The 25,315-nt window shown below is 58.8% G+C and carries 26 protein-coding genes and 1 tRNA gene; 10 read left to right on the top strand and 17 right to left on the bottom strand.

All coding sequences use genetic code 11. From position 1 onward, the window contains the following. The first annotated feature begins 73 nt into the window (after window positions 1-73). Complete coding sequence (locus tag CGZ77_RS04935) at window positions 74-838, top strand: hemin ABC transporter substrate-binding protein (protein ID WP_009427209.1); 765 nt, start codon at window positions 74-76, stop codon at window positions 836-838. Window positions 839-1,494: 656 nt separating this feature from the next. On the opposite strand, the gene CGZ77_RS04930 is transcribed toward CGZ77_RS04935, so the two are convergent. Next, window positions 1,495-2,973: an aldehyde dehydrogenase family protein gene (locus CGZ77_RS04930; RefSeq protein ID WP_009427206.1), complete on the bottom strand. Its 1,479-nt coding sequence runs from the start codon at window positions 2,971-2,973 to the stop codon at window positions 1,495-1,497. Window positions 2,974-3,366: 393 nt separating this feature from the next. On the opposite strand from CGZ77_RS04930, the gene guaD reads away from it, so the two are divergent. The 3 genes from guaD to CGZ77_RS04915 are packed head-to-tail and all read left to right on the top strand — an operon-like array spanning window position 3,367 to window position 5,933. Beyond that, window positions 3,367-4,671: a guanine deaminase gene (gene guaD / locus CGZ77_RS04925; RefSeq protein WP_094030989.1), complete on the top strand. Its 1,305-nt coding sequence runs from the start codon at window positions 3,367-3,369 to the stop codon at window positions 4,669-4,671. A gap of 16 nt (window positions 4,672-4,687) precedes the next feature. Beyond that, the gene (locus CGZ77_RS04920; RefSeq protein ID WP_009427204.1) at window positions 4,688-5,464 is read left to right on the top strand and encodes an MFS transporter; all 777 of its coding nucleotides are present in this window, start codon (window positions 4,688-4,690) and stop codon (window positions 5,462-5,464) included. Next, the gene (locus tag CGZ77_RS04915; protein ID WP_198344882.1) at window positions 5,448-5,933 is read left to right on the top strand and encodes an MFS transporter; all 486 of its coding nucleotides are present in this window, start codon (window positions 5,448-5,450) and stop codon (window positions 5,931-5,933) included. The genes CGZ77_RS04920 and CGZ77_RS04915 overlap by 17 nt, the downstream gene beginning before the upstream one ends. Window positions 5,934-6,206: 273 nt before the next feature. On the opposite strand, the gene thiD is transcribed toward CGZ77_RS04915, so the two are convergent. The 3 genes from thiD to CGZ77_RS04900 all read right to left on the bottom strand — a co-directional run bounded on the left by thiD (window position 6,207) and on the right by CGZ77_RS04900 (window position 8,820). Next, window positions 6,207-7,028: a bifunctional hydroxymethylpyrimidine kinase/phosphomethylpyrimidine kinase gene (thiD, locus tag CGZ77_RS04910; RefSeq protein ID WP_094030987.1), complete on the bottom strand. Its 822-nt coding sequence runs from the start codon at window positions 7,026-7,028 to the stop codon at window positions 6,207-6,209. Window positions 7,029-7,290: 262 nt separating this feature from the next. Then, window positions 7,291-7,923: a pyridoxamine 5'-phosphate oxidase gene (gene pdxH, locus CGZ77_RS04905; RefSeq protein ID WP_094030986.1), complete on the bottom strand. Its 633-nt coding sequence runs from the start codon at window positions 7,921-7,923 to the stop codon at window positions 7,291-7,293. A 93-nt stretch (window positions 7,924-8,016) separates the two neighbouring features. After that, window positions 8,017-8,820: an outer membrane protein assembly factor BamD gene (locus tag CGZ77_RS04900; RefSeq protein WP_094030985.1), complete on the bottom strand. Its 804-nt coding sequence runs from the start codon at window positions 8,818-8,820 to the stop codon at window positions 8,017-8,019. On the opposite strand from CGZ77_RS04900, the gene rluD reads away from it, so the two are divergent. Next, window positions 8,819-9,937 (top strand): 23S rRNA pseudouridine(1911/1915/1917) synthase RluD, encoded by a 1,119-nt coding sequence (rluD, locus tag CGZ77_RS04895; RefSeq protein ID WP_094030984.1) that lies wholly within the window; start codon window positions 8,819-8,821, stop codon window positions 9,935-9,937. The genes CGZ77_RS04900 and rluD overlap by 2 nt on opposite strands. A 311-nt stretch (window positions 9,938-10,248) precedes the next feature. Here rluD and rlmB read toward each other — a convergent pair whose 3' ends face one another. The 3 genes from rlmB to CGZ77_RS04880 form a co-directional block, all read right to left on the bottom strand. After that, window positions 10,249-11,004: a 23S rRNA (guanosine(2251)-2'-O)-methyltransferase RlmB gene (gene rlmB / locus CGZ77_RS04890; RefSeq protein WP_009427194.1), complete on the bottom strand. Its 756-nt coding sequence runs from the start codon at window positions 11,002-11,004 to the stop codon at window positions 10,249-10,251. Between the two features lie 321 nt (window positions 11,005-11,325). Continuing rightward, entirely contained in the window at window positions 11,326-11,844 is a 519-nt protein-coding gene (locus tag CGZ77_RS04885; protein WP_232304412.1) for a hypothetical protein, read from the bottom strand. A gap of 14 nt (window positions 11,845-11,858) precedes the next feature. Continuing rightward, a complete protein-coding gene (locus CGZ77_RS04880; RefSeq protein WP_009427192.1) occupies window positions 11,859-13,787 on the bottom strand; it encodes an ABC-F family ATP-binding cassette domain-containing protein in 1,929 nt (642 codons plus the stop codon). Between the two features lie 142 nt (window positions 13,788-13,929). Between CGZ77_RS04880 and grxD the strand changes: the two genes are divergently transcribed. From grxD to pdxJ, 4 genes are all read left to right on the top strand, one after another. Then, window positions 13,930-14,238 carry a Grx4 family monothiol glutaredoxin gene (gene grxD, locus CGZ77_RS04875; protein WP_009427191.1) on the top strand — a complete coding sequence of 103 codons (309 nt, stop codon included), beginning with the start codon at window positions 13,930-13,932 and terminating at the stop codon, window positions 14,236-14,238. 148 nt (window positions 14,239-14,386) lie between these two features. Further along, window positions 14,387-14,620 carry a hexameric tyrosine-coordinated heme protein gene (locus CGZ77_RS04870; protein ID WP_009427190.1) on the top strand — a complete coding sequence of 78 codons (234 nt, stop codon included), beginning with the start codon at window positions 14,387-14,389 and terminating at the stop codon, window positions 14,618-14,620. Between the two features lie 137 nt (window positions 14,621-14,757). Continuing rightward, complete coding sequence (locus CGZ77_RS04865) at window positions 14,758-16,932, top strand: malate synthase G (RefSeq protein WP_036496615.1); 2,175 nt, start codon at window positions 14,758-14,760, stop codon at window positions 16,930-16,932. A 261-nt stretch (window positions 16,933-17,193) separates the two neighbouring features. Further along, entirely contained in the window at window positions 17,194-17,922 is a 729-nt protein-coding gene (gene pdxJ / locus CGZ77_RS04860) for a pyridoxine 5'-phosphate synthase (protein WP_009427186.1), read from the top strand. 546 nt (window positions 17,923-18,468) lie between these two features. Here the strand turns inward: pdxJ and CGZ77_RS04850 are convergent. From CGZ77_RS04850 to hda, 9 genes are all read right to left on the bottom strand, one after another. Beyond that, window positions 18,469-18,545, bottom strand: a tRNA-Gln gene (locus CGZ77_RS04850). A gap of 86 nt (window positions 18,546-18,631) precedes the next feature. Beyond that, the gene (gene ispE / locus CGZ77_RS04845) at window positions 18,632-19,483 is read right to left on the bottom strand and encodes a 4-(cytidine 5'-diphospho)-2-C-methyl-D-erythritol kinase (protein WP_009426163.1); all 852 of its coding nucleotides are present in this window, start codon (window positions 19,481-19,483) and stop codon (window positions 18,632-18,634) included. Beyond that, window positions 19,483-20,070 carry an outer membrane lipoprotein LolB gene (locus tag CGZ77_RS04840; protein ID WP_009426164.1) on the bottom strand — a complete coding sequence of 196 codons (588 nt, stop codon included), beginning with the start codon at window positions 20,068-20,070 and terminating at the stop codon, window positions 19,483-19,485. Before CGZ77_RS04840 ends, ispE begins: the two co-directional genes overlap by 1 nt. A 370-nt stretch (window positions 20,071-20,440) precedes the next feature. Beyond that, a complete protein-coding gene (locus CGZ77_RS04835) occupies window positions 20,441-20,953 on the bottom strand; it encodes a hypothetical protein (protein ID WP_009426165.1) in 513 nt (170 codons plus the stop codon). 81 nt (window positions 20,954-21,034) lie between these two features. Then, window positions 21,035-21,730, bottom strand: a complete 696-nt coding sequence (trmB, locus tag CGZ77_RS04830; protein WP_036496135.1) for a tRNA (guanosine(46)-N7)-methyltransferase TrmB — start codon at window positions 21,728-21,730, stop codon at window positions 21,035-21,037. A gap of 218 nt (window positions 21,731-21,948) precedes the next feature. Further along, on the bottom strand, window positions 21,949-22,332 hold the full coding sequence (gene panD, locus CGZ77_RS04825; RefSeq protein ID WP_009426167.1) for an aspartate 1-decarboxylase: 384 nt from the start codon (window positions 22,330-22,332) through the stop codon (window positions 21,949-21,951). 198 nt (window positions 22,333-22,530) lie between these two features. Next, window positions 22,531-22,854, bottom strand: a complete 324-nt coding sequence (gene cutA / locus CGZ77_RS04820; protein WP_009426168.1) for a divalent-cation tolerance protein CutA — start codon at window positions 22,852-22,854, stop codon at window positions 22,531-22,533. Window position 22,855: 1 nt separating this feature from the next. Further along, a complete protein-coding gene (locus CGZ77_RS04815; protein WP_094030982.1) occupies window positions 22,856-23,533 on the bottom strand; it encodes an HAD family phosphatase in 678 nt (225 codons plus the stop codon). Next, a complete protein-coding gene (gene hda / locus CGZ77_RS04810; protein ID WP_094030981.1) occupies window positions 23,530-24,198 on the bottom strand; it encodes a DnaA regulatory inactivator Hda in 669 nt (222 codons plus the stop codon). The genes CGZ77_RS04815 and hda overlap by 4 nt, the downstream gene beginning before the upstream one ends. A 172-nt stretch (window positions 24,199-24,370) precedes the next feature. Between hda and CGZ77_RS04805 the strand changes: the two genes are divergently transcribed. Next, window positions 24,371-25,018 carry a DedA family protein gene (locus CGZ77_RS04805; RefSeq protein WP_009426171.1) on the top strand — a complete coding sequence of 216 codons (648 nt, stop codon included), beginning with the start codon at window positions 24,371-24,373 and terminating at the stop codon, window positions 25,016-25,018. A 128-nt stretch (window positions 25,019-25,146) separates the two neighbouring features. Here the strand turns inward: CGZ77_RS04805 and CGZ77_RS12025 are convergent, their stop codons facing one another. Next, entirely contained in the window at window positions 25,147-25,290 is a 144-nt protein-coding gene (locus CGZ77_RS12025) for a hypothetical protein (protein ID WP_009426172.1), read from the bottom strand. Between the last annotated feature and the right edge of the window lie 25 nt (window positions 25,291-25,315).

Genomic DNA, 25,315 nt, shown 5'->3' with positions numbered 1-25,315 from the left:
GCCGTCTGAAACCCGATTTCCCAACCCATCCCGCAAAGGAAACCCCGTGAAAACCATACTTCCCGCCCTTGCCATGATGCTTGCCCTCGCCGCCCAGGCGCAGGCGCAGCGCATTGTCGTGCTCACCCCCGACGTGGCCGACGTGGTCGTCGCCCTCGGCTCGCTCGACGAAATTGTCGGCAAAGACCAAACCGTGCAAAACCCCGCCCTCAAAGGCAAACCCAGCATCGGCGTACACCGCCGCCTCACCGTCGAACCCATCGCCGCCGCGAAGCCCGACATCGCCATCGGCTCGTGGATGGCGCAGCCGGCAAGCATTTTCGAGCACCTGAAAAAAGCGGGCATCAACGCCGTCAACGTCGCGCCCGACGACAGCATCGCCGCATATCCGCAAAGCATCCGCCGCGTCGGCGAGCTTATCGGCAAAAAAGCGCAGGCCGACAAAATCGCCGCAAGTTGGCAGGCGGGCATGACGCAGCAGCCGGCCAACGGCAAACGCTACCTCTTCAGCTACGACGGCCGCATCGTGTCGGGTAAAAACACCGCCGCCGACGAAATCATCCGCCGCGCCGGCGGCATCAACGCCGCCGCCGCCATCGACGGCCTCAAACCCATGAGCCGCGAAGCGTGGATTGCCGCCAAGCCCGACATCATCATCATCGCCGACCACAACACCGCCATGATCGGCTCGGTCAAACAATTCGCCGAGCGCCCCGAAATCGCCGCCACAAACGCCGCCAAAAACGGCAAAATCTACCTCTGGCAGGCCAACGATATGTTCCGCTACGGCCTGGATACGCCGCAGGTGATTAAAAAACTGAACGGCTTGGGTAAATGAGACAGCTGCTTTCAGACGCCATCGGAGGCCGTCTGAAAACCTGTGTTACGGGTTTCCAGACGGCCTTTGCCGTTGCGGAATGAATGCAGATGGCGCGCGCGGATTGGGGTTGCGAAAACGTGCGGGCAGACAGAGGCCGTTCTGCCTGTAGCCCTTCGGAGCATCAGCGCGGGAATGACGTTTCTGAAAGCGAAGCCTCAATGAAGTTAAAAAAGCGGATAGGGAAGCGTAGGTCGGGCATTCATGCCCGACAAGGATTAAAAAAACAAAACGGAAAACGTTGGGCATGAATGCCCGACCTACACGACTGAACGGCTTGGGCAAACAGTCATGTCGCGTAAAGGCCGTCTGAAAACCGTTCGGGTTTCAGACGGCCTCCGATTTCTGCGCCGCCGAATGCGGTTGTGTGTTGGGAAGACAAAAAGGCCGTCTGAAAGACAGTTTGAACCCTCTGCACAACGTTGGCGGCATTCGGGCAGATTCGGAGTCGGGCAAAGATTTCGGTTTTTAACTTCGTTGAAGCTTCGCTTTCAGACGGTCTCCGATGCCCATGCCGCCGAATGCGTTCCGCGTGTTTGAGTCACAAAAAAGGCCGTCTGAAACAGCGTTCAGACGGCCTTCGGCCTTATGCGGCGATTACACGGTTACATTGCGGATCAGTACAAACCTTCGCGCTCTTCGCGGGTGCTGATGTAGATGTTTTTCACCTGGGTGTAGGCGGCGAGCATCATTTTGTGGGTCTCGCGGCCGATGCCGGAGGTTTTGTAGCCGCCAAACGGCGCGCCTGCGGGTAGGCGGTTGTAACAGTTGATCCACACGCGGCCGGTTTCCAGCGCATTGGAGACGCGCAGGCAGCGGTTGATGTCTTTACTCCACACCGCGCCGCCGAGGCCGTATTCGCTGTCGTTGGCCATAGCGATAACTTCTTCTTCGGTTTTGAATTTGATAACCGTAGCCACCGGGCCGAAGATTTCTTCCTGCGCGACGCGGCCTCTGTTGTCGGGCGCTTCGATCAGGGTCGGTTCGAGGAACTCGCCCTGCCCCAATGCGCCTTCGACTTTTTTGCCGCCGGTGATGATGCGGCAGCCTTCCTGTTCGCCGATTTTGACGTATTTCAAAATGGTTTCAAGCTGGCCTGCGCTGACTTGCGCGCCCATTTGGGTGTCGTCTTCCCACGGCAGGCCGACTTTGACTTTTTTGAACTCTTCGGCCAGCGCGGCGACGAATTTATCGTAAATGCCTTCCTGTACGAAGATGCGCGAACCGGCGCAGCAGACTTGGCCTTGGTTGAACAGAATGCCTTTTTGCGCGCCTTCGAGTGCTTTGTCAAACGGCATGTCGTCGAAGAAGATGTTGGCCGATTTGCCACCCAGTTCGAGCGTGGCGGGAATCAGCATTTCGGCGGCGGCGATGCCGATGCGGCGGCCGATTTCGGTGGAGCCGGTGAAGGCCAGTTTGTTGAAGCCTTTGTGGTGCAGCATGTATTCGCCGGATTTGCTGCCGCGCCCTGTGATGACGTTGAGCACGCCTTTGGGCAGCAGATGGTTGATTTTTTGGGCAAACGACAAGAGGCTCAATGAGGTGCTGGACGAGGGGTGGATAACGATGGTGCAGCCGGCAGCCAGCGCGGGGGCGATTTTCCAGGCGGCCATCAGGAAGGGGAAGTTCCACGGGATAATCTGGCCGACCACGCCGATGGGTTCGCGCAAGACGATGGACAGGTCTTCCTGATCGATTTGGTTGCAGGTGCCCTCCTCGCCGCGAATCACGCCCGCAAAATAGCGGAAGTGGTCGGAAGCAAGCGGGATGTCGGCGGCGCGGGTTTCGCGGATGGGTTTGCCGTTGTCCAGCGTTTCCTGCAAGGCAAACAGCTCAGCGTTTTCGTCAATCACGTCGGCGATTTTGTTCAGAATGGCGGCGCGCTCGGCGGCGGTGGTTTTGCGCCAGCTTTTAAACGCCTGCTGCGCGGCGGCCACGGCGGCATCGACATCGGCATCGGTTGCGTCGGTGAATTTGGCCAGCACTTCGTTGTTGGCGGGGTTATACGATTCCAAAAGCGCACCGGGCTTCGTCCATTCGCCGTTGATCAGCAATCCGTATTCTTTGTCAAACACATTCAGGTTTTTGGCAGTCATAAACTATCTCCTCAAATGACTGGGTTTAGGAAAAAAGCCGTGCCGGTAATGTCCGGCAAACGCAGGATAGCCCTTTTCTTTTTTTATTTCAATCTGAAATGAGAGCCGTTATTGACGGCTACTGCACTATTTGACCTTTATCAACAAATGTAAAAGAAACATCCATATTAATATCGGATTATTTTTGAAATTTTATTTTGTTGGAATAATTTTTTCTAATTTATATTTGATTTATATCTGGAAATAAAATAAATCATAAAAGTGACTGTTCTTTTTGCCAATAAACAATGGCATTTTTCTTCTTATGTATATTACATTATTAATATTATAATTAAATCACACAAATTGATTTGTGTAAATAAATCGAAGTGTAAATTTTAGTAGGAGAATGTTATGAGTATAAAAACTGCGATACGCGGTGCGATGCTTTCTTTTCGCAAAGACCCGTTTTTTCATGATATGGAAGATTGCTTGGTTTATGAGTCCGATGTCGTGGTGGTGATGGAAAACGGAAAGATTGTCAAAGCGGGCGCGGCGGATAAGATTTTGCCCGAGTTGGACGGCGTGCCTGTCAAAAGATATGCGGACAGCCTGATTGTTCCCGGCTTTATCGACTGCCATGTCCACTATCCGCAAACGGAAATCATCGCAGCCTACGGAGAACAGTTAATCAAATGGCTGAACAACTATACATTTATCGCAGAGCAGGGCTTTAAAAACAAAGAGCATGCCGACGAAGTGGCGGAAGTGTTTCTGCGCGAGCAGGTGAGTAACGGCGTGACTTCGTCAACCGTTTACTGCACGGTTTTCCCGCAGTCGGTCGATGCGGTTTTTGAAGCGGCGGCGAAATACGATATGCGGATTATGGCGGGTAAAGTGTGCATGGACAGAAACGCTCCCGCCGCCCTGTTGGACACGCCGCAGCGTGTCTACGACGAATCCAAAGCGCTGATCGGCAGATGGCACGGCAAAGGCCGCGCGGAATATGTCATTACGCCGCGTTTCGTGCCCACTTCGACACCCGAACAGATGGAAATGATCGGCGCGTTGGCGCAGGAAAATCCCGATATGCTGATTCAGTCGCACGTTTCCGAAAACGTCAACGAAGTCGCGTGGGTAAAAGAATTGTGTTCCGAAGCGAAAGACTACACCGACGCCTATGCCCGCTACGGCCTGATGCGTCGCCGCGCTATCTACGGCCACGACATCCATTTGACCGAACGCGAGTTGGGCGTGTTCAACGAAACGGGCGCATCGGTGGTGTACTGTCCGACCTCCAACTTCTTTTTGGGATCGGGCTGTCTGAACGTGAAAAAACTGGAATCGGAACAACACCCCGTCCATGTCGGCCTGGCAACGGATTTGGGTGCGGGTACCAGCTTTTCCATTCTGCAAACCATGAACGAAGCCTACAAAGCCGCTCAGATGAACGGCACGCCGTACAGCTCGCTGCACAGCTTCTATCTTGTCGGACGCGGCACGGCCGAAGCCTTGGGGCTGGCCGGCACAATCGGCAGCATCGAGCCGGGCATGGAAGTGGATTTGGCGGTTATCAACCTAAAATCGACGCCGATCATCGAATACCGCATGCGCTACGCGAAGAGCTTGGAGGAAGTGCTGTTCATCCAAATGACTTTGGCCGACGACCGCGCCATTGCCGCGACCTATATCGCGGGCAAAGAAGTTTACAGTGCATAATTGATAGGAGAATCAAATGAGTACGCAAACAAACAACAAAACCTACGAACTCGGCGGCGCACGCGCCTGGACGGTATGGACGATCGCCGTGATTTTCGTCGTGTGGCTGTTCAACGTGCAGACCGGCTACGCCATCGTCAACAACAGCGTGGCGAAAACGCTGAACCTCAGCATCGAGCAAGTCGGCCTGATTGCCGCCACCTACACATGGGTGTTCGCCGTCGCCCAACTCTTCTCCGGCGCGCTCTTGGACAAACTGGGCAGCCGCAAAGTGCTGATACCCGCCATCGGCCTGGTTATTTTGGGCGTGTTCCTGTTCGCCTTTGCCCAAAGTTTTGAAATGCTGCTGCTCTCGCAAGTGGTGCTGGCAATGGGATCGTGTGCCGGATTCGTCGGCGCGGGCTACGTCGGCGGCGTGTGGTTCGGCATGGCCAAATTCGGCATCATGTTCGGCCTTGTGCAACTGGTGGCCGCCCTCTCCTCCGCCTTCGGCCAAACCGCCTTCGACTTCGCCCTCAGCCGCTGGGAATGGCGTGCCATCATTACCGGCTTCGGCGTATTCGGCGTTCTTCTGCTGATTGCCGCCGTGATGTTTGTCCACAACCCATCCGAAGTGGAGGGCGAAAAATCCGGCGCGGGCGAGTTCATCGCCTCCGTCTTCCGCTCTATCCTCGAAGTATTGAAAAAAAGAACAGATTTGGGCGATCAGCATCCAAGGCGCCATCGTATTCGGCATGATTCTGGCGTTCGGCGTCGTCTGGGAGCCGAAACTGCTGATGGCGCACGGCATTGACGCCAGCACCGCCAACCACGCCACCGCCTGCCTGTGGCTGGGACTGGCGGCCGGCAGCCCGCTGATCAACAAAATCTCCAACGCGCTCAAATCGCGCAAATGGCCGATAGCCGTCACCACGCTGGTACAGGTTCTGTCGCTGCTGTGCGTCATTTACCTGCCGATGTCGGGTGCCGTGGCTATGGTACTGTATTTCATCTTCGGCTTCTGCAACGCCGGCCATATGCTCAACTTCACCGCTGCGGCGGACAACGTTCCGCCGCACCTGATCGGCACATCCGCTTCCATCGTCAACGGCTCGATGTTTATCGCAGGCGGCCTGCTGGTGGGGTTGCCGGGCAAACTGCTCGCCGGTACGCAGGAGCTGCTGGCCGACTACCAGCACGCCATGCTGATGACCGCTGCCGCGCTGGCCGCCGCCCTGCTGATTGCCCTGCTGTGGATTAAAGAGAGCTTCCCGAAAGAATAAAACCGGCTTTTCAGACGGCCTGCCGCCGTCAAACAGACATACAGACAGATCCGCGTCTTTAAACCTTTTCCAGGCCGTCTGAAAGCCGTATCGGAGATTTTGAACCGGTTTTTAAGCACAAACCGCCCTTTCAGACGGCCTGCCGCTGTTCCGCCCGATAACGGGCGGCAGCGGCAGGCCGTTTTCGGTCAGACATGAGAAAAAGCAATGCCGCGCCGTTAAGGGCGCGGCATCTTTTTGCGGAACGGAAAACGAGCTGATTGTCAACAGACCCTAGCGCACCGTGCGCCAGAAATGGGCGACGGGGCCGGCGCCACGGCCGAGCTGCCAGCGGCTGCCTGCGTCGAGGGCACCGTGCAGATAGCTTTTGGCGGCGGCCACGGCGAGCGGGAGCTGTTTGCGGTGCGGATAAAGGGCGGCGATGGCGGCGGAGAGGGTGCAGCCCGTGCCGTGCGTATTGCGGGTGCTGATGCGGCTGTTGATAAAGCACTGCGCTTCGGCGTTCTGCCGCACCAGCCAGTCGCGGGCGGTGTCGCCGCTCCAATGGCCGCCTTTGAGCAGCACGGCTTTCGCGCCGCGACCGAGCAGGTTTGCTCCTTGGTGCAGCATCTCTTTTTCGTCTTGCGGCGGGCTGTTGCCGACGAGTGCTGCCAGTTCGGCCAGATTGGGCGTCAGCAAATCGGCCAGCGGCACCAGTTCGGCAAACAGGGTTTCGACGGTGTTTTCGAGGGCGAGGCGGTCGCCGGAAGTGGCAATGAGGACGGGATCGAGAACGACGAAGGGAACGGGATGGCGGCGCAGGGCGGCGGCAATGGTGCGGATGGTTTCGCAGTCGGGCAGCATGCCGATTTTGACGGCGTCGATGCGGATGTCGGAAAGCACGGATTCGCATTGGGCGCGTACGGTTTCGGGCGGGACGGTGTGTATGGCCTGCACGCCGAGGGTGTTTTGCGCGGTAACGGCGGTGATAACGCTGGCGCCGTATGCGCCGAGCGCGCCGAATGTTTTGAGGTCGGCCTGGATGCCCGCACCGCCGCCGGAATCCGAGCCGGCGATGGTGAGGACGCGGGGGAAGGGTTTTGCTGCGTTCTGCATGGTTCTCCTTTGTTTGTTTTATTGAATCTTGGTTTTCGGAAACGTCATTCCCGCGCGGGCGGGACGGCCTTTGGGGTTCGGGGAGGCCGTCTGAAAGCGGTTTTTCCTTTTTCAGACGGCCTCGGTATGCGTGAGGCCGTTTGAAACGTCGGGTATCGGTTTGAATTTCGTTGGTGCTTTGTTTTCGGAAACGTCATTTCCGCGTATGTGGGAACGGCCTTTGCCGCCTTGTTGCTCAGGCCGTCTGAAAGGCCGTCTGAAACTACGGCGCGAGGCGCTCTTTGATCCACAGGCCGTCTGAAAGGCGGTAGCGGATGCGGTCGTGCAGGCGGCTGGGGCGTCCCTGCCAAAACTCGATGCGGTCGGGAATGACGAGGAAGCCGCCCCAGTGCGGCGGGCGGGGGACGTTGAGCGGGTGTTTGAGGCCGACGGCGGCGGCGCGTTTGATGAGGACGTTTTTGTCGGCAATGACGCTGCTCTGTTCGCTTGCCCACGCGCCGATGCGGCTGGCGTAGGGGCGGGAGGCGAAGTATTCGTCGGAGGCGGCTTCGGAGAGTTTTTCGACGCGCCCTTCGATGCGTACCTGCCGTTCGAGTTCCGGCCAGAAGAAGGTGAGGGCGGCGAAGGGGCAATCGGCGAGGGCGCGGCCTTTGCGGCTGTGGTAATTCGTGAAGAAGACGAAGCCCTGCGGGTTGACTTCTTTGAGCAGCACCATGCGGCTTTGCGGGCGGCCGTCTTCGCCGACGGTGGCGACGTTGACGGCGGTGGGCTCGTTGACTTGCGCCTTGACGGCTTCGTTCAGCCATTTTTCAAATTGGACGACGGGACTGTCGGCGCAGTCTTGTTCGGAAAGCTGCTGTTTGCTGTAGTCTTCGCGGATGTGGCGCAGATCCATTTGGTTTCTCGCTTTGCTGTTGGAGAGGGGGATTGTAATAGGCAGACAGGCCGTCTGAAAGGTTTTCAGACGGCCTGTTGTGTGTAAAGCCCGTTATTTCCAATAACGCCACCAGGGGGCGTCGTTGTCTTTCCACGAGCGGGTCAGGTAGGGGCTTTGCGGGAAGTTTTTTTCCAAGATGCGGCGGGTGTCGTCGGCAAGCTGCGGGCGCTCCATTTTGCGGTAGGAGAGTTCCATCACGGCCAGCGCTTCTTCGACATAGCGGGTGTTTTGGAAGCCGGTGACGATGTTTTGCGCCCGGTTGGCGGCGGCGAGGTAGGCGCCGCGTTTGGCGTAGTAGCGGGCGACGGCCATTTCGTTGCCGGCCAGCGCGTCCACCAGCTTGGTCATGCGCTTGGTGGCGTCTTCGACGTATTTGCTCTGCGCATAGCGGCGAACCAGCTCGGCAAAGGCCTGATAGGCTTCTCGGTTGGCTTTGGGATCGCGGTCGGACCAGTCCTGCGAGGCGAGTTTGTTGAGGAAGGATTGGTCTTCGTTAAACAGAATCAGCCCTTTGAGATAAAGGGCGTAGTCCATGTTCGGATGCTGCGGGTGCAGCTTTTGGAAGCGTTCCACGGCGGCGAGCGCCTTTTCCCGCTCTTCGTCCTTGTAATAGGCATAGGCCGTGTCAAGCTGCGCCTGCTGCGCGTAACGGCCTTGCGGGAAGCGGGATTCGAGCAGTTCATATAACTTGACGGCACGCGTATAATTGTTGCTGTTCAACTCGTCTTGCGCTTCGGCGTACAGTTTTTCCACCGACCAGTCTTGGGTGATTTGCGCGTCTTTGTCACTTGTGCCTTTACTTGCACAGCCGGACAGCGCCGCACCCAGCAACGCTACTAAAAGAATTTTTTTCATGCAGAACTCTTCATTTGAAAATGGCGGCGATTATAACGACGATTTTGAGTTTGGTGCAGCCCCTGCCGCCGAAACTTGTCTGAATTTAACCGTGCCGCTCGATTTGGCCGGGCTGCGTCTCGACGCCGCCTTAGCCAAGCTGCTGCCCGACTACTCGCGCTCGCGCCTGGCCGACTGGATTAAAGAAGGCGCGGTGTCGGTGGACGGCAAACCCGCCAAGCCCAAAGACAAGCTGATAGGCGGCGAGAAACTGGCCGTACAGGTGCAGGAAAGCAACGAAACGCTGGCCTTCACGCCCGAGCCTATGGATTTGGACATCGTTTACGAAGACGACAGCGTGATCGTGCTGAACAAACCCGCCGGACTCGTCGTACACCCCGCCGCGGGCAACTGGTCGGGCACGCTGCTCAACGGCCTTTTGGCGCATTGCCCAGCCTTGCAGAACGTGCCGCGTGCGGGCATCGTCCACCGTCTCGACAAAGATACCAGCGGCCTGATGGTCGTTGCCAACACCCTGAGCGCGCAAAACCACCTGGTCAAACAAATGCAGGAGCGCACGGTCAAACGCGTTTACCGCGCCGTGGCCGACGGCATCGTGCCCTTCGACGGAAAAATCGAAACCCAAATCGGCCGCGACCCGCACAACCGCGTCAAAATGGCAGTGGTGAAATTCGGCGGCAAAGAAGCCGTCACCCACGTGAAAGTGCTCGAACGCTATCAGGCGCACAGCTATATAGAATGCCAACTGGAAACCGGCCGCACCCACCAAATCCGCGTCCACATGCGCGAAGCCAACCATCCGCTCTCGGGCGACCCCGTCTACGGCAACCCGCGCCACGCCTGCTCCGACACCGTCAAAAGCACCGTGCGCCAACTGGGCAGACAGGCATTGCATGCCTACCGCCTCAGCTTCGTCCACCCGCAAAGCGGTGAAACCGTGCATTTTGAAGCGCCGCTGCCCGCCGACATCTACCACCTGCTGTCCGTCCTGCGCCTCGAAAGCGGCATGGATTCCTCCCTCAGCCACGAAGAAGAATGGCAGGAACGCTTTGCCGACGAAGACAATGATTGGAACGAAGACGACTACGACGTCGAAACCATCTACGTGCGCGACTGAATCCGCCGCCAAACGCCGCCAACGGGAAAGGCCGTCTGAAAATCTTCAGACGGCCTTATCGTTTTTTCAGACGGCTGCCGTGGTTTGGAAATATAGTGAGTCAAAATAAAAAAGATACAAGGCAGCAAGCCGCAGACAGTACAGGTAGTACGGCAAGGCGCAGCAACGCCGTAGATTTTTTATTTTGGCTCACTATAATGTCTGTCTGCGCGGTTTGGCGGAGCAGGGCAGGGCAAGGATTTGATGCGGAGGCCGTCTGAATCTTTCAGACGGCCTCTTTACTGTTTTTCAGACGGCCTTCAGGCAGCGTTTCAACCGCGTCCCAGAGTTTTCAACACCCGCTGCCGCCGCGTTTCGCTCAACACCATGCCAGCGCTGACGGACACGTTCATGCTTTCCACCGTGCCGAACATCGGTATCGATACCAGCATATCGCAATGCTCGCGCGTGAGGCGGCGCATGCCTTCGCCCTCGTTGCCCATCACCCAGGCGATGCTCTCGGGCAGGTCGGCGTGGTACAAATCGGCCGAGCCCCCCATGTCGGTGCCGACTATCCAGATGCCGTATTCTTTCAACTCGCGCAGGGTGCGGGCGAGGTTGGTTACGGTGATGTAGGGCACGGTTTCGGCCGCGCCGCAGGCGACTTTGCTCACGGTGGCGTTCAGCCCCGCGCTTTTGTCTTTCGGCGCAATCACGGCGTGTACGCCCATTGCGTCGGCGGTACGCAGGCACGCGCCGAGGTTGTGCGGGTCGGTGATGCCGTCGAGGATGAGCAGAAGCGGCGGTTCGCTCAGGTTTTCCAACACGTCTTCAAGGTGGACGTGGTTTTTCGAGGCATCGATAAAACCGGCTACGCCCTGATGGCGCGCGCCTTTGGCGATAGCGTTCAGGCGGTCGGCATCGGCAAAATGCACGCGCACGTTTTCGGCGGCGGCTTTTTCCAACACTTCGCGCGTGCGGGCATCGTTTTTGCCCTCTTGGATGTAGAGTTCGGTAAGGGATTTGGGGTTTTGCCACAGGCGGGCGTTGACGGCGTGAAAGCCGTAGATGAGTCTTTGGTTGGCCATGACGGGTTTTTCGGCGGAATGGGAAACGGCGGATTATACAGGCCGTTCCCGCCTACGCGGAAATGACGTTTCTGAAAGCGGGGCTTCAACGAATTTAAAAGCGGATTGGGGCTTTCAGACGGCCTTCGGTAGGCAGAAGCATGGCAGGCATCGTATGGAACGGGAACGCCGCTGTGGCGGCACGCTCTGCACGATGCCCGCGCCGTCCGGTTTCAGACGGCCTTTCGCGTGGAGGTTTTTATTTTCTGCGGAATCGCCGGATAGGGAAAACCTCCGAGGCGGAGGGGCTTCGGAGGTTGGAGGCCGTCTGAAAGACGGGTTTTACATTCTGCTCAGTTCGCGTTGCAGCGCCTGGATGTTTTGCTGGCGGTCTTGGATGCTGGCGGTGAGCTGGCTGGCGCGGTTTTGGTTTTTCTGGGCGCGGGCGGTGCTCAGTTCGTTTTGTGCCAGATTGAGCGCCTGGCGCTCGTTGGCCAGCTCTTGTTCCAAGATGGTGCGGCGGCCGCTGCTGCCGGAGGGGCGGGGCAGAAGGGCGGCGTCGGCGGCTTGCAGGGACGGGGCGTTGCGTACGGGGGCGGCGGAGGCTTTGTTGACGGAAACGTGCCTTGTTGCGGCGGGCGCGGTTGTGTCTTGGCGGGCGGCAAACTGCTGCGGCGCGCTGCGCGGGACGGGCAGGCTGGAATAGCTGCCGATTTTGGGCAGGTCGGACGCGCGGCAGCTGGCGGAGGGGCGGGAGGTGTAGACGGTAATGCCGCCGACGCTGCATTCGTAGACTTTGGCTTCGGCCGCGCCGGAGAATGCGGCGGCGGCAAGAGTAAGGGTGAGGATGCTGGGTTTCATGGTGTTTCGTTTCGTCATTCGGATATTCCCCGTAGTTCTTCTTCGACGGCGAGCAGGATGCTTTCGAGTTCTTCCTGCCAGGCAAGCCAGTTTTCTTCCATTTGTCCTAATTTTACTTTGGTTTGCGCCAGTTGGCTAAGGGTTTGCTGCAATTTGCCTTTGTTTTCTTCGTTGTAGGCGTTTTCCTGTACCAAAAATGCTTCACAGGCCGTCTGAATTTCGCTGAGGGCGGCGATTTCTTTTTCGGCTTGGTCGATTTTCTGTTGCAGGGGTTTGCCGCGTTTGGCTTTTTCCTGGCGGATTTGCGCTTCGAGTCGTTTGCTGTCTTTGCGGTTTTGGTTTTGCGCGGAGGCGGCGGGCGCGGCGGCGGCGTTTTCGCGGGCGAGGCGGTAGCGGCGGTAGTCTTCCAAATCGCCGTCGAAGGTTTTCAGACGGCCTTCTTCGATGAGGAGGAAGCTGTCGGTGGTGGCTTCGAGCAGGCTGCGGTCGTGGGAGACGGCGATGAGTGCGCCTTGGAAGCTTTGCAGGGCGAGAGTGAGGGCGTGGCGCATGTCGAGGTCGAGGTGGTTGGTGGGTTCGTCGAGCAGGAGGAGGTTGGGCTTCTGCCAGACGAGCATAGCGAGGGCGAGGCGGGCTTTTTCGCCGCCGGAGAAGGGGGCGGTGTTTTGCAGGGCGGCATCGCCGGTGAAGTTGAAGCCGCCGAGGAAGTTGCGGATGTCTTGTTCTTTGGCTTCGGGCGAGAGTTTTTGGATGTGCCACAGGGGGCTTTGGTCGGGGCGCAGGGTGTCGAGCTGGTGTTGGGCGAAGTAGCCGATGTTGAGTTTTTCGGCACGGACGATGCCGCCGGCAATCAGGGGCAGGCTGCCGGCCAGTGTTTTGATGAAGGTGGATTTGCCGCTGCCATTGACGCCCAGGAGGCCGTAGCGTGCGCCGCTTTCGAGGGAGAGGGAGACGCCGCGCAGGATGGTTTCGCCGTTGTAGCCGAGATCGGCTTTTTCGAGTTTGAGCAGGGGGTTGGGCAGGTGTTCGGGGGTGTCGAAGCGGAAGGAGAAGCCGCTGTCGAGGTGGGCGGGGGCGATGCGTTCGAGCCTGTCGAGGGCTTTTATACGGCTTTGCGCCTGCACGGCTTTGGTGGCTTTGGCTTTGAAGCGGTCGATGAAGGATTGCAGGTGTTTGATGTGTGCCTGCTGTTTGGCGTAGGCGGCCTGCTGTTGGGCGAGGCGGCGGGCGCGCTCGCTCTGGTAGAAGTCGTAGTTGCCGCCGTAGAGGGTGAGTTTGCGGCCGGAGAGTTCGACGGTTTGGGTCGTGGCGGCGTTGAGGAAGTCGCGGTCGTGGGAGATGATGATTTGGGTGCAGGGCAGGTCGGCGAGGTGGTTTTCCAGCCACAGCACGGTTTCCAAATCGAGGTGGTTGGTGGGTTCGTCGAGCAGGAGCAGGTCGGCGCGGCACATCAGGGCTTGGGCGAGGTTGAGGCGCATGCGCCAGCCGCCGGAGAAGGATTTGACGGGGTGGCTGTGTTCTTCTTGGGCGAAACCGAGGCCGCTGAGGAGTTTGGCGGCGCGGGCGGGGGCGGTGTAGGCGTCGATTTCTTCGAGTTTGCCGTGGTATTCGGCCTGCTTCATGCCGTCGTTTTGCGCTTGCGCTTCTGCCAAGGCCGTCTGAAAAGCCTGCAATTCTTTGTCGCCCTGCAAAACGTAATCCAGCGCGGAGGTGTCGAGCGCGGGGGTTTCCTGGGAGACGGAGGCGGTTTTCCAGTGCGGCGGCAGGACAATGTCGCCGCCATCTTGCGCAATTTCACCTTTTATCAGAGCGAACAGGCTGGATTTGCCGCTGCCGTTGCGCCCGATCAGGCCGACGCGTTTGCCGGGGGCGATGGTCAGGTTTGCTTGGTCGAGCAGCAGTTTGCTGCCGCGTTGCAGGGTGAGGTTTTTCAGTTCGATCATGGTGCGGCGCGGACGGACGGGAGAAAAAAGGCGGCATTTTAGCCTGTCCGCGAGGCGGCCGAAACATTCGTTTCAAATTCATCAAAATGGCGCGTATAATGCCGCCGTTTTTCGCCAACGGTTTTTTTAAGGAACACCAAACATGAGCATTCAAGAGCAAATCAAAGAAGTGGTTACCACCCATCCCATCGTGCTGTTTATGAAGGGCACCAAACAATTTCCGCAGTGCGGCTTTTCTTCGCGCGCGGTGCAGCTGCTGAACGCCGCGGGCGCGCAATACGTTACCGTTAACGTGTTGGAAAACCCCGAAGTGCGCCAAGGCATTAAGGAATACAGCGACTGGCCGACCATCCCGCAGCTTTATGTCAACGGCGAATTCGTCGGCGGCGCGGATATTTTGCAGGAAATGTACGAAGCGGGCGAATTGCAGGAGCTGGTGGCCGCGAAGTAAGCCGGATTCAGGTATCGAGGCCGTCTGAAACCCGTTTCAGACGGCCTTTTGCGGCAGCGGCGGGGCAGTTTCCCCGCCGCACCAAGGCCGCAGCAGCGCCCCGCGCGGGCTTTCTTTTCACAATAACCATATATAAAAGGACACAAAAATGAGCGACCAACCCTGGCTCACCACCCTCATCACCGACACGCCGCAGGCCGGTTTCGAACTGGCCGTTACCCTCAGCCGCCGCGGCGTGAAAACCACCCAGCCCGATGTCGAAGTGCTGAAACAGCTGCGTTCGGTTTACGCCAACGATGCCGACAGCCTCACCGCCGCTTCGCAGGTGATCGCCATCAACTTTCAAACCATCGCCGCCGCCAACAACTACTGGCGCGGCTGAAGCCAAACGGCAGAGGCCGTCTGAAAGCGCCGCCGCGTTTTCAGACGGCCTTTTCTCGTCTGCAAAAAACTGTTAAGGTTGCGCCGTGCTGCGGCAACGCAGTGCAAATAAGAAAAAACACTTTTAGGAGAACCAACATGGCGTACAGCTACATCCCCGCAGCCAGTCTGCAAATCGACTCCCATCTCTACCGTTTCATCAGCGAAAACCTTCTGGCGAACCATCCCAACGTCGAAGCCGACGCCTTCTGGCAGGGCTTTGCCGAACTCGTCGGACGCTTCGCCCCGCGCAACCGCGAACTCTTGGCAAAACGCGACGAAATCCAAGCCAAAATCGACCAATGGCACAAAGAACACGGCCTCGGCGATGCTGCGGCCTACCGCGCCTTCCTCAAAGACATCGGCTATCTTGCCGACGAACCCTCCCCCTTCAAAATCGCCACGCAAAACGTCGACCGCGAACTGTCCGAACAGGCCGGCCCCCAGCTCGTCGTCCCCATCAACAACGCCCGCTACGCCCTCAACGCCGCCAACGCCCGCTGGGGCAGCCTCTACGACGCCCTCTACGGCACAGACGCAATAGACCAAAGCGGCAGCCTCGCCCCCGGCAAAACCTACAACCCGCAGCGCGGCGAAGCCGTTATCGCCTTCGCCCGCGATTTCCTCGACCAAAGCCTGCCCCTCGAACACGGCAGCCACAAAGACGCCGCCCTGTATTACGTCGGCGCAGGCCGTCTGAAAGTACGCCTGATCAACGGCAGCGAAACCGGCCTCAAATCGCCCGAACTCTTCGCCGGCTACAACGGCAGCGAAGCCGCGCCCACCTCGCTCCTCTTCCTGCACAACGGCCTGCACATCGACATCCTCATCGACAAAGACAGCCCCATCGGCAGCCAAGACCCCGCAGGCATCAAAGACATCGTCCTCGAAGCCGCCCTCTCCACCATCATGGACTGCGAAGACTCCGTCGCCGCTGTCGACGGTGAAGACAAAGCCCTCGTCTACGCCAACTGGCTCGGCCTGATGCGCGGCACGCTGGAAGAAAGCGTCGAAAAAGGCGGCAAAACCTTTGTCCGCCGCCTCAACCCCGACCGCCAATACACCAAGCCCGACGGCAGCGGCACTTTCACCCTGCCCGGCCGCTCGCTGCTTTTCATCCGCAACGTCGGCCACCTGATGACCACCCCCGCCGTGCTCGATTCCGCAGGCAACGAAATCCCCGAAGGCATCCTCGACGGCGTCATCACCGCCCTCACCGCCCCCTTCGACTTCGAGCGTAGCGAAAACAAAAACAGCCGCAGCGGCTCCGTGTACATCGTCAAACCCAAAATGCACGGCCCCGAAGAAGTGCGCTTTGCCGACGAACTCTTCGCCGCCATCGAAGACCTCTGCCGCCTGCCGCGCCATACCCTCAAAATGGGCATCATGGACGAAGAACGCCGCACCTCCGCCAACCTCGCCGCCTGCATCCGCGCCGCCGCCGAGCGCACCGTCTTCATCAACACCGGCTTCCTCGACCGCACCGGCGACGAAATGCACACCTCCATGCACGCCGGGGCCATGATCCGCAAAGGCGACATGAAAGCCAGCCGCTGGATTGTCGCCTACGAAGCAAACAACGTGCAAACCGGCCTGCAATGCGGCCTGAGCGGCAAAGCGCAAATCGGCAAAGGCATGTGGGCGATGCCCGATTTGATGGCCGAAATGCTCAAACAAAAAATCGGCCACCCCAAATCCGGCGCCACCACCGCCTGGGTGCCCTCGCCCACCGCCGCCACCCTGCACGCCCTGCATTACCACCAGGTCAACGTTTTCGACGTGCAACACCAACTGTCCGCCAGCCCAGCCGCCGATTACCTGCCCGACCTGCTCGCCATCCCCGTCGCCGCCGACACCGCATGGAGCGACGAAGAAAAACGGCAGGAGCTCGACAACAACTGCCAGGGCATCCTCGGCTACGTCGTGCGCTGGGTGGAACAGGGCGTCGGCTGCTCCAAAGTGCCCGACATCCACAACGTCGGCCTGATGGAAGACCGCGCCACATTACGCATCTCCAGCCAGCACATCGCCAACTGGCTGCTGCACGGCATCGTCTCCCCCGCCGAAGTGCGCGCCGCCCTCGAACGCATGGCCGCCGTTGTCGATAAACAAAACGCAGGCGACCCCGCCTACACCCCGATGGCCGGACGTTTCGACACCTCCCCCGCCTTCCTCGCCGCCTGCGACCTCGTCTTCAAAGGCACGGAACAGCCCAACGGCTACACCGAACCCTTGCTGCACCACTGGCGGCGCGTCGCCAAAGCGGCACGGTAAAACGGCTTGCGGAAACTTCATCCCCGCGAAGGCGGGGACGGCCTCAAAGTAGGGTGTGTTGCGCAGCAACGCACGCGGTTTTGGTTTTCCTATTTTGAAAATCCCGAGTCCGTCTGAAAAACCCAAAGCAGCAAAAAGGCCGTCTGAACGGGAAAACCCTTTTCAGACGGCCTCAAACCCGTTAAGGCCGTCTGAAACCGAAATGCCAACGAAGTTGAAGTACGGCAGCCGAATCCGACCAACCACCAAAAAGGAACCCACATGCTCTTAGGCGTCAACATCGACCACGTCGCCACCCTGCGCAACGCACGCGGCACGGTCTACCCCAGCCCGCTCGAAGCCGCCCTGTTGGCCGAAACCCACGGTGCGGACTACATCACCCTGCACCTGCGCGAAGACCGCCGCCACATCCGCGACGACGACGTCGCCGCCATCGCCCGCGCCGTACGCACCCACATCAACCTCGAAATGGCGCTCACCCCCGAAATGCTCGAGCACGCGCTGGCCGTGCGCCCGCGCGACGTGTGCATCGTTCCCGAAAAACGGCAGGAAATCACCACCGAAGGCGGCCTCGACGTCCTGGCGCAGCAGCAGAAAATCGCCGGCTACACCCGCACGCTCGCCGAAGCAGGCATCCGCGTCTCCCTCTTTATCGACGCCGACGAAGCGCAAATCCAAGCCGCCGCCGACCTCGGCGCACCCGTAATCGAACTGCACACCGGCGCCTACGCCGACGCCGCAAACCACAACGAACGCGCCCAAAGGCTCGCGCAAATCGAAGAAGCCGCCTACTTCGCCTCCGAACGCGGCCTGATTGTCAATGCCGGCCACGGGCTGAACATCCACAACGTCACCTCCGTCGCCAAAATCCTCCCCATCGCCGAACTCAATATCGGCCACGCCCTCATCGCCCAAGCCCTCTTCATCGGCCTGCCCGCCGCCATCGCCCAAATGAAAGAAACCATGCACCGCGCCCGCACCGCCGTGTAACGCCCTGCAAAAACAGAGGCCGTCTGAAACCCCCGAATCGGGTTTTCAGACGGCCTCTGCCGTTACCGCTTGGGTATGTCGCGCAATATACGGTTTGAGAAGATTTGATTTCCCTTTCAAATTAAAGACTTGATGGAAAGAATGAATGTGCGGCAGGTGATTGTTTGCAGCCTGAGGCCGTCTGAAAAACAAAAATGCGGTTTTCAGACGGCCTCTTCCTTGGTTTTGTTTTTATTTGTTAAGTTGCGTATAATCCGTTTACAAAAACAAATCTAAGAGATTCGTATCAATCTGTTTCTGCAAGGACTTCCGTCATGAATAAAACCCGTCTCAAAACCCTCGCCGCCTGCATCGCCATACTCGGCACGCCTGCCGCCTTCGCCGACAACACCGCCGCCGACGCTGCAGAATCCTCCGCTCTCGAAACCGTTATCGTCAAAGGCAACAAAAACAAACACCAAACCGGCCGCGACCGCGTCTACACCCGCGAAGTGGTAAACCTCTACAAAGGCAAGGAAGAAGTCCCCCAAAATCTGCGGAATGTTGTGGCTGGGGATGTAGGATTCGAACCTACGAATGCCGGAATCAAAATCCGGTGCCTTAACCAACTTGGCGAATCCCCAATTTTCCGCCTACAAAAGCAGGCGCATCGAAAGGGGCGGATTATGTTTGCTTTCGGCCGGGCTGTCAAGACCGATTTGTCGTTTTTTCAGACGGCCTGACAACGCAACGGGTGCTCGGCCAGGCCTGCCGTGCACCAACTTTCAAGCTGTTCGGGCAGACGGCTGCGTACCGCCTGCGCCTGCGCTTCGCTGTCAAACGCCAGGAACAGGCAGGCGCCCGAGCCGGTCATGCGCGGAGTGCCGTAATCCTGCAGCAGCCTGAATGCGGCGGCCACGGGCGGATATTGCGCCAGCACCACCGTCTGCATATCGTTGTGAAAGGGTTGCAGCGCGGCAAAAGACGGCACGGCGCAGGGGGCGCTGTTGCGCGGCAGGTCGGGATGGGCGAACACGGCGGGCGTGGCGACGTGCACGTTCGGACGCACCAGCACATACCATTGCGGCGGCAGCGCCAGCGGCGTAAGGATTTCGCCGATGCCGCGGGCAAAAGCGCTTTGGCCGAACAGGAAAAACGGCACGTCCGCGCCCAGCGTCAGGCCGATTTTTTGCAGCGCGTCTGACGGCAGGTTCAAATCCCACAGGCGGTTGAGCGCCATCAATACGGTGGCTGCGTCGGAGCTGCCGCCGCCCAAACCGCCGCCCGTCGGGATGCGTTTTTCGACGCGGATGTCCGCGCCTTTCAAACAGCCGGAAAAGTTTTGCAGCGCCCGTGCCGCGCGCACGCACAAATCCTGCTCGGGCGGCACGTCCGAGAGCGGCGTGTGCAACACGATACGGCCGTCACCACGCGGCTCGATATACAGGGTGTCCTGCAAATCAATCAGAGTGAAGATGCTTTCGAGCTCGTGATAACCGTCGGCGCGGCGGCCGGTGATGCGCAGGTCGAGATTGAGTTTGGCGGGGGCAGGAAAGGCCGGTTCTTGTGCACTCCTCTCCATTACGCGCCTCCTCTGGCGGCGCACTGTTTCGGCGCACCGCCGCCGTTTTCAGACGGCCTCATGCTGTCGAACACCAGCCGCAGCGACATTTTGCCGTCGGTCAGCGCCAAAACGCGCACTGTTCCGTCTTCGCGTGCCTGACGGCTGATATTCCAACCTGCCTGCATCAGGCTGCCGTCGGCGGCGGTTTGGTGCGGGATGTCCGCCGCCCACTGCCCGTTTGCCCATGTATCGAGATATTGCAGCGGCAGGGCGAAGCCGAGCAGGCGGCTGCTCAATTCCTGCACGCTCGCAGCCTCGAAGCGCTCGCCTTTGCTGTTGACGGCCAGCACGCCCTGCGCGTCGCGGCACAGTTGGCCGAGGGTGTTGCCCAGCGGGGTGTTGATGTCGATGGTCTGCACGCCGTTTTGCCGCGTCCAGTCGAAATTGGCATACGAGCCTTTGCCCTCTGCCTGCACGGCCAGGCGGCCTTCGGCGGAAAAATCGGGGATGTCGCGCGGCGGCTGCCATCGGGTTTGCACGTTCTGCAAACCGGCGCAGGCAGACAGCAGCAGGACGGCACATAGGGCGGGAAGGATTTTATTCATCAGGTTTCCTGTCGGTTTACGGCCGTCTGAAAAAGAGCGGGAAGGCTTTTCAGACGGCCTGCCGGGGGTTATCCGACTGCGTTTGAGGCCGTCTGAAAAGGCAAGCGTTCTTTCAGACGGCCTTTGCTTATTCTTCAAGCAGCGGATGCTTGCCGCCGAAATGCCGTTGCCGCTTTGCACTTGGGTTTTTCCGTCAGACGCAGCGGTTCGGCTGTCGGGGTTTGGCTGCATAGCCGCGGCGCATCGCAGGCGGAGGGTACAAAAACGGCAGCGCGGTTCACGGCCGGTTTGGTTTGAAAGGGACAAGTCAAAAGGCCGTCTGAAAACCCGTTTTCCTTGCATAACGGGTTTTCAGACGGCCTTTCGGGTTTTATTTGCCGTTCAGTTTTTTGGTGGCGGCTTTGTCTACTTTGCAGTTTTGGAACAGGATGGTCTGGTTGCCTTTGGGCAGTCCGCCGTCCACCGCGTCGGCCTGCATCAGGATTTTGCCGTTGGCGGAAGTGAGGCTGTTCGGGTCGGTTTTGTCGGTAATCCAGGTGAGGCCTTCGCCGTAGTAGCTGTTTTGTTTTTTGCCGTTGGTGTCGTTCATCACGCGGCGCAGGTTGGGGGTGAGCTCTGTGCCGACTTTGATTTGGGTGACGACGGTTTCGCCGTTTTTGACGCCGTACATGGCGTTGAGATTGCGTTTGCCCTGCTGGCTGTCGCAAACGTAGGCCACTTCTACTTTTTTATCGAGGCTGTTGACTTCGGCGAGCATCAGTACGGGGGCGTTGTCGGGCAGGTCGGCCAGTTTTTTCACCGGTTTTTTGCCTGCGGCCTGTGCGCCTGCGGCGGCCAGTGCCAGGGCGGCGAAAGCGGCGGCGATCAGTTTTTTGTTCTGCATGAATGTCTCCTGTGGGTGGTTGGAAAACGAAAGGGCGTATTGTAAAGAAGATTGTGTCAGCGAAATACCGCTTTGTGTAAATCAGCGTTTTTTGAAAACGATATCCCACACGCCGTGTCCCAGCCGTTTGCCGCGCGCTTCGAATTTGGTTTCGGGGCGGTAGGCGGGCGTGGGGGCGTAGGCTGCGGCGGTGTTTTGCAGCCCGGCAAAACCATTTAACACTTCAAGCATTTGTACGGCGTATTCTTCCCAGTCGGTCGCCAGATGGAGGTAGCCGCCGCTTTTGAGTTTGGGCAGCAGTTTGGCGACGAAGGGGGCTTGGATGAGGCGGCGTTTGTTGTGGCGTTTTTTGTGCCAGGGGTCGGGGAAGAAGATGTGGATGCCGTCGAGGCTGCCGTCGGCAAGCATGTTTTCGACGACTTCGACGGCGTCGTGACGCATGACGCGGATGTTGCCGATAGTCTGCTCTTCGATGAGCTTCAATAGGTTGCCGACGCCCGGCCCGTGCACGTCGATGGCGAGGAAGTCTTTTTCCGGCAGGCGGCGGGCGATTTCGGCGGTGGCGGCACCCATGCCGAAGCCGATTTCGAGGATTTTCGGCACGGCGCGGCCGAAGGCTTGGTTTAAATCGGCGGGGGTGTTTTGGTAATCGAGGCCGTATCGCGGCCACAGGGTGTCGATGGCGCGCTGCTGGGCGGCGGTCATGTGGCCTTGGCGCAGGACGAAGCTGCGGATGGCGCGGGGGTGTTCTGCTTGGATGGTTTCTTGTTCGCTCATGATGGTCTGGATAGGCTTGAGGCCGTCTGAAAGTTTTTCAGACGGCCTTTGGGTGTGTTGACATTCAGCTTGCGGGACGGTTTTTTGAGTAAAAATACCCGAATGCAAGGAAAAAACCGCAGCAAGGTTGGACACCTTGCGAGGATTTTTGACGCGGCAGGTGGGTATTTTTGCCAAAAACACCGCCGCAAGGCTGATTGTCAACACACCCTGGAGGTTTATAACACGGTGTGCGGCGGTTCGTAGTCGAGGATGTCGCGGATTTTGTTGGCTTCGTCGACGAGGACGACTTTGGGCCGGTGGGCGGAAATTTCGGGTTCGGACAGCATGACGTAGGACATGATGATGACGATGTCGCCCTTTTGCACCAGCCGCGCCGCCGCGCCGTTGAGGCAGACGACGCCGCTGCCGCGCTTACCGGCGATGGTGTAGGTTTCGAGGCGTGCGCCGTTGTTGTTGTTGACGATTTGCACTTTTTCGTTGACGAGTATGCCTGCGGCGTCGAGCAGGTCGGGGTCTACCGTGATGCTGCCGACGTAGTTCAAATCGGCTTCGGTAACGGCGGCGCGGTGGATTTTGCCGCCGAGCATGGTGCGGAACATGGGTTTCCTTAATTTGGTGGTTCGACAATGTTTTCAGACGGCCTTTGTCTGCTTGGAACGGGTTCTAAGGCCGTCTGAAAACAAAAGGGCAGCATTATATAGTGAGTCAAAATGAAAAAGATACAAGGCGGCAAGCCGCAGACAATACAAGTAGTACGACAAGGCGCAGCAACGCCGTAGGTTTTTCATTTGGGCCCGCTATAACGCCAACTGCGCCTTTAACCAGCGCAGATAGTCTTTGCTGCCGCCTGCCACGGGCAGCATCAGGATTTGCGGACAGTCGTAGCTGCTGCGGACGCGGACGGTTTTGGCCACTTTCTTGAACAGGCTGCGCGCGCTTTTGACGGTGATGCGGATTTCGTCGTCGCGGCAGGTTTCGCCCATCCAGACATATTGGCTGACGATGTTTTCATACTGCACGCAGGCGGCGAGGCGTTTTTTCAGCAGGGCGCGGCCGATGTTTTCCGCTTCGGTGCGGTTAGGCGCGGTAATTAGGACGACGGCGGGTTTGAAGCGGGGCATTTCAGACGGCCTCTTTGAAATTCAGCACCGGCCAGCCTTTTTCCTGCGCCTCGCGCAGCAGTTCGGCATCGGGGTTGACAGCGACGGGTTCGTCGACCAGCCGCAGCAGCGGCAGATCGTTTTTCGAGTCGCTGTAAAAATAGCTTTTGCCGTAGTCGGCGAGGCTTTCGCCGCGTGCGGAGAGCCATTGGTGCAGGCGGGTGATTTTGCCTTCTTTCAGGCTGGGGATGCCGACATAACGGCCGGTGTAGCGGCCGTCTGCGTCGGTTTCGAGCTGCGTGCCGATAACGTTGTCTATGCCGAACAGGCGGCAGATGGGGCGGATGATGAATTCGTTGGTGGACGAAATAACCAGCAGCTCGTCGCCCGCGTCGCGGTGGCTCTGCACCAGCATTTTCGCCATCGGCGCAATGTGCGGCTCGATAAATTCGGCACTGAATTCGCGGTGCATTTCGTCCAGCTCGGCGCGGGAGAAATTTTTCAGCGGCGCAAGGTGGAAGGCGAGGAATTCGTCGATGTCGAGGCAGCCGTTTTGGTAGTCGCGGTAAAACTTGTCGTTCTGCGCGCGGGTGTATTCGACGTCGACCAGACCTTTTTTCATCAGATACTGCGGCCAGGCGTGGTCGGAATCGGTGTTGATCAGGGTGTTGTCCAAATCGAAGATGGCGAGGTTTTTCATACGGCGTCCTGTTGGGTGAGCAGCCGCCGCAAGAGCGGCAGGGTGAGGCGGCGGCGGGTGGTGGCAGTGTAGAGGCAGAGGGTGTCGAGCATCTGCACCAGGCTGTCCATGTCGCGCTGCCAGTAGTTGAGCAGATAACGGAAGATTTCGTCGTCGACATCGATCTGCCGCGCCCGCGCCATGCCGGCAAGGGCGGCGATTTTTTCGTCGTCGGACAGGGGTTTGATGTCGTAAACGAGGCAGTAGCCCATGCGGGTGCGCAAATCTTCGCGCACGGCAAGCTGCGCGGGCGGCACGTCGGCGGCAAGCAGCAGGCGGCCGCGGCCGCTGTTGCGGAAGCGGTTGAAGATTTCAAACAACAATGCCTGTTCGCCGTCGTTGAGCCTGTCGGCCTGATCGACGGCGAGATAGTCGGCTTCGAGGGCGGAATCGTCCAGCGGCATGGCGGCAGCATCGATATAGCGCGCGTCCGCGCCCTGCTCCGCCGCCTGCCCCGCCCATGCCCGCAGCAGGTGGCTTTTGCCCGTGCCCGCCGCGCCCCAGACGTAGACAAACTGATCGCGCGCCTGTTGCAGGACAAACACCAGCTCGCGGTTGGCACTGCCGAGGAATTTGTCAAACTCCGGATAGTCACGGCGGGCAAAGTCGAAAATCAGTTGGTTCACGGGCGGCCTGCTCGGATGGAAAAAACCGCGCGATTGTAGCCCCTTTCACGCGGCTCTCAAAATCAGGCCGTCTGAAAAACAGATTCTGGCAAGGCAAAACCTCTTTTCAGACGGCCTGCCGCCGCGCTTACAGGTTACAATCCGCGCTTTTTGCCGCAAGCGGGAGTTTTTCATGATTCAAACCCTTCTCGATTTTGTCCTGCATATCGACGTCCATCTGGCCGAACTGGCCGCACAGTACGGCGCGTGGATTTACGGCCTGCTGTTTCTGATTGTGTTCTGCGAAACAGGGCTGGTGGTTACGCCCTTTCTGCCGGGCGATTCGCTGCTGTTTGCCGCCGGCGGCATTGCGGCGGTGGGCGGCATGAACGTCCATGTGATGGTACTGCTACTGTTTGCCGCCGCCGTGTTGGGCGACGCGGCGAACTTTGCCGTCGGCAAATATTTCGGCGCGAAGCTGTTTGCCAACCCCGATTCCAAAATCTTCCGCCAAAGCCATCTGGCGAAAACCCATGCCTTTTACGAAAAATACGGCGGCAAAACCATTATCATCGCCCGCTTCGTGCCCATCGTGCGCACCTTCGCCCCCTTTGTCGCGGGCATGGCCGACATGCACTACGGCCGCTTCATCCGCTACAACATCATCGGCGCGGCTTTGTGGGTGGTGCTGTTTTCCTACGCGGGCTATTTTTTCGCCAATATTCCGCTGGTAAAACAGAACCTGAGCCTGGTGCTGGCGGCGATTATCGTCGTTTCCCTGCTTCCGGCGGCGATTGAAATCGTCAGGGCGAAACGGGCGGGTAGGCAAAGCGGCAGTTGAGGCCGTCTGAAAACGGAATCCCAACGAAATGAAAACGTGAAACCCCAAAAAAAAAACGACACGCAAAACGTGTCGTTTTTTTGGTTTCGGAAACGCCGTTCCCGCAAAGGCGGGAGTGGCTCGGAACCTCAGCCGCCGCAGACGCCGCAGCAGCCGCTTTCGGTTTTCTCGCCTTTGTCGTTATCGACGACGGGCAGCTCCACTTCTTCTTTCTGCTGCGGCTGTTCGTTGTCGTAGGTGTCTACTTTGATTTTGTTTTCTTCCTGGCTCATTGCTGAATCCTTTCTGTGTTTTGGG

Source organism: Neisseria sp. KEM232 (assembly GCF_002237445.1).
GTDB lineage: Bacteria > Pseudomonadota > Gammaproteobacteria > Burkholderiales > Neisseriaceae > Neisseria.
Note: the sequence above shows the minus strand (reverse complement) of the source record. Positions and strands in the feature narration are given on the sequence as shown.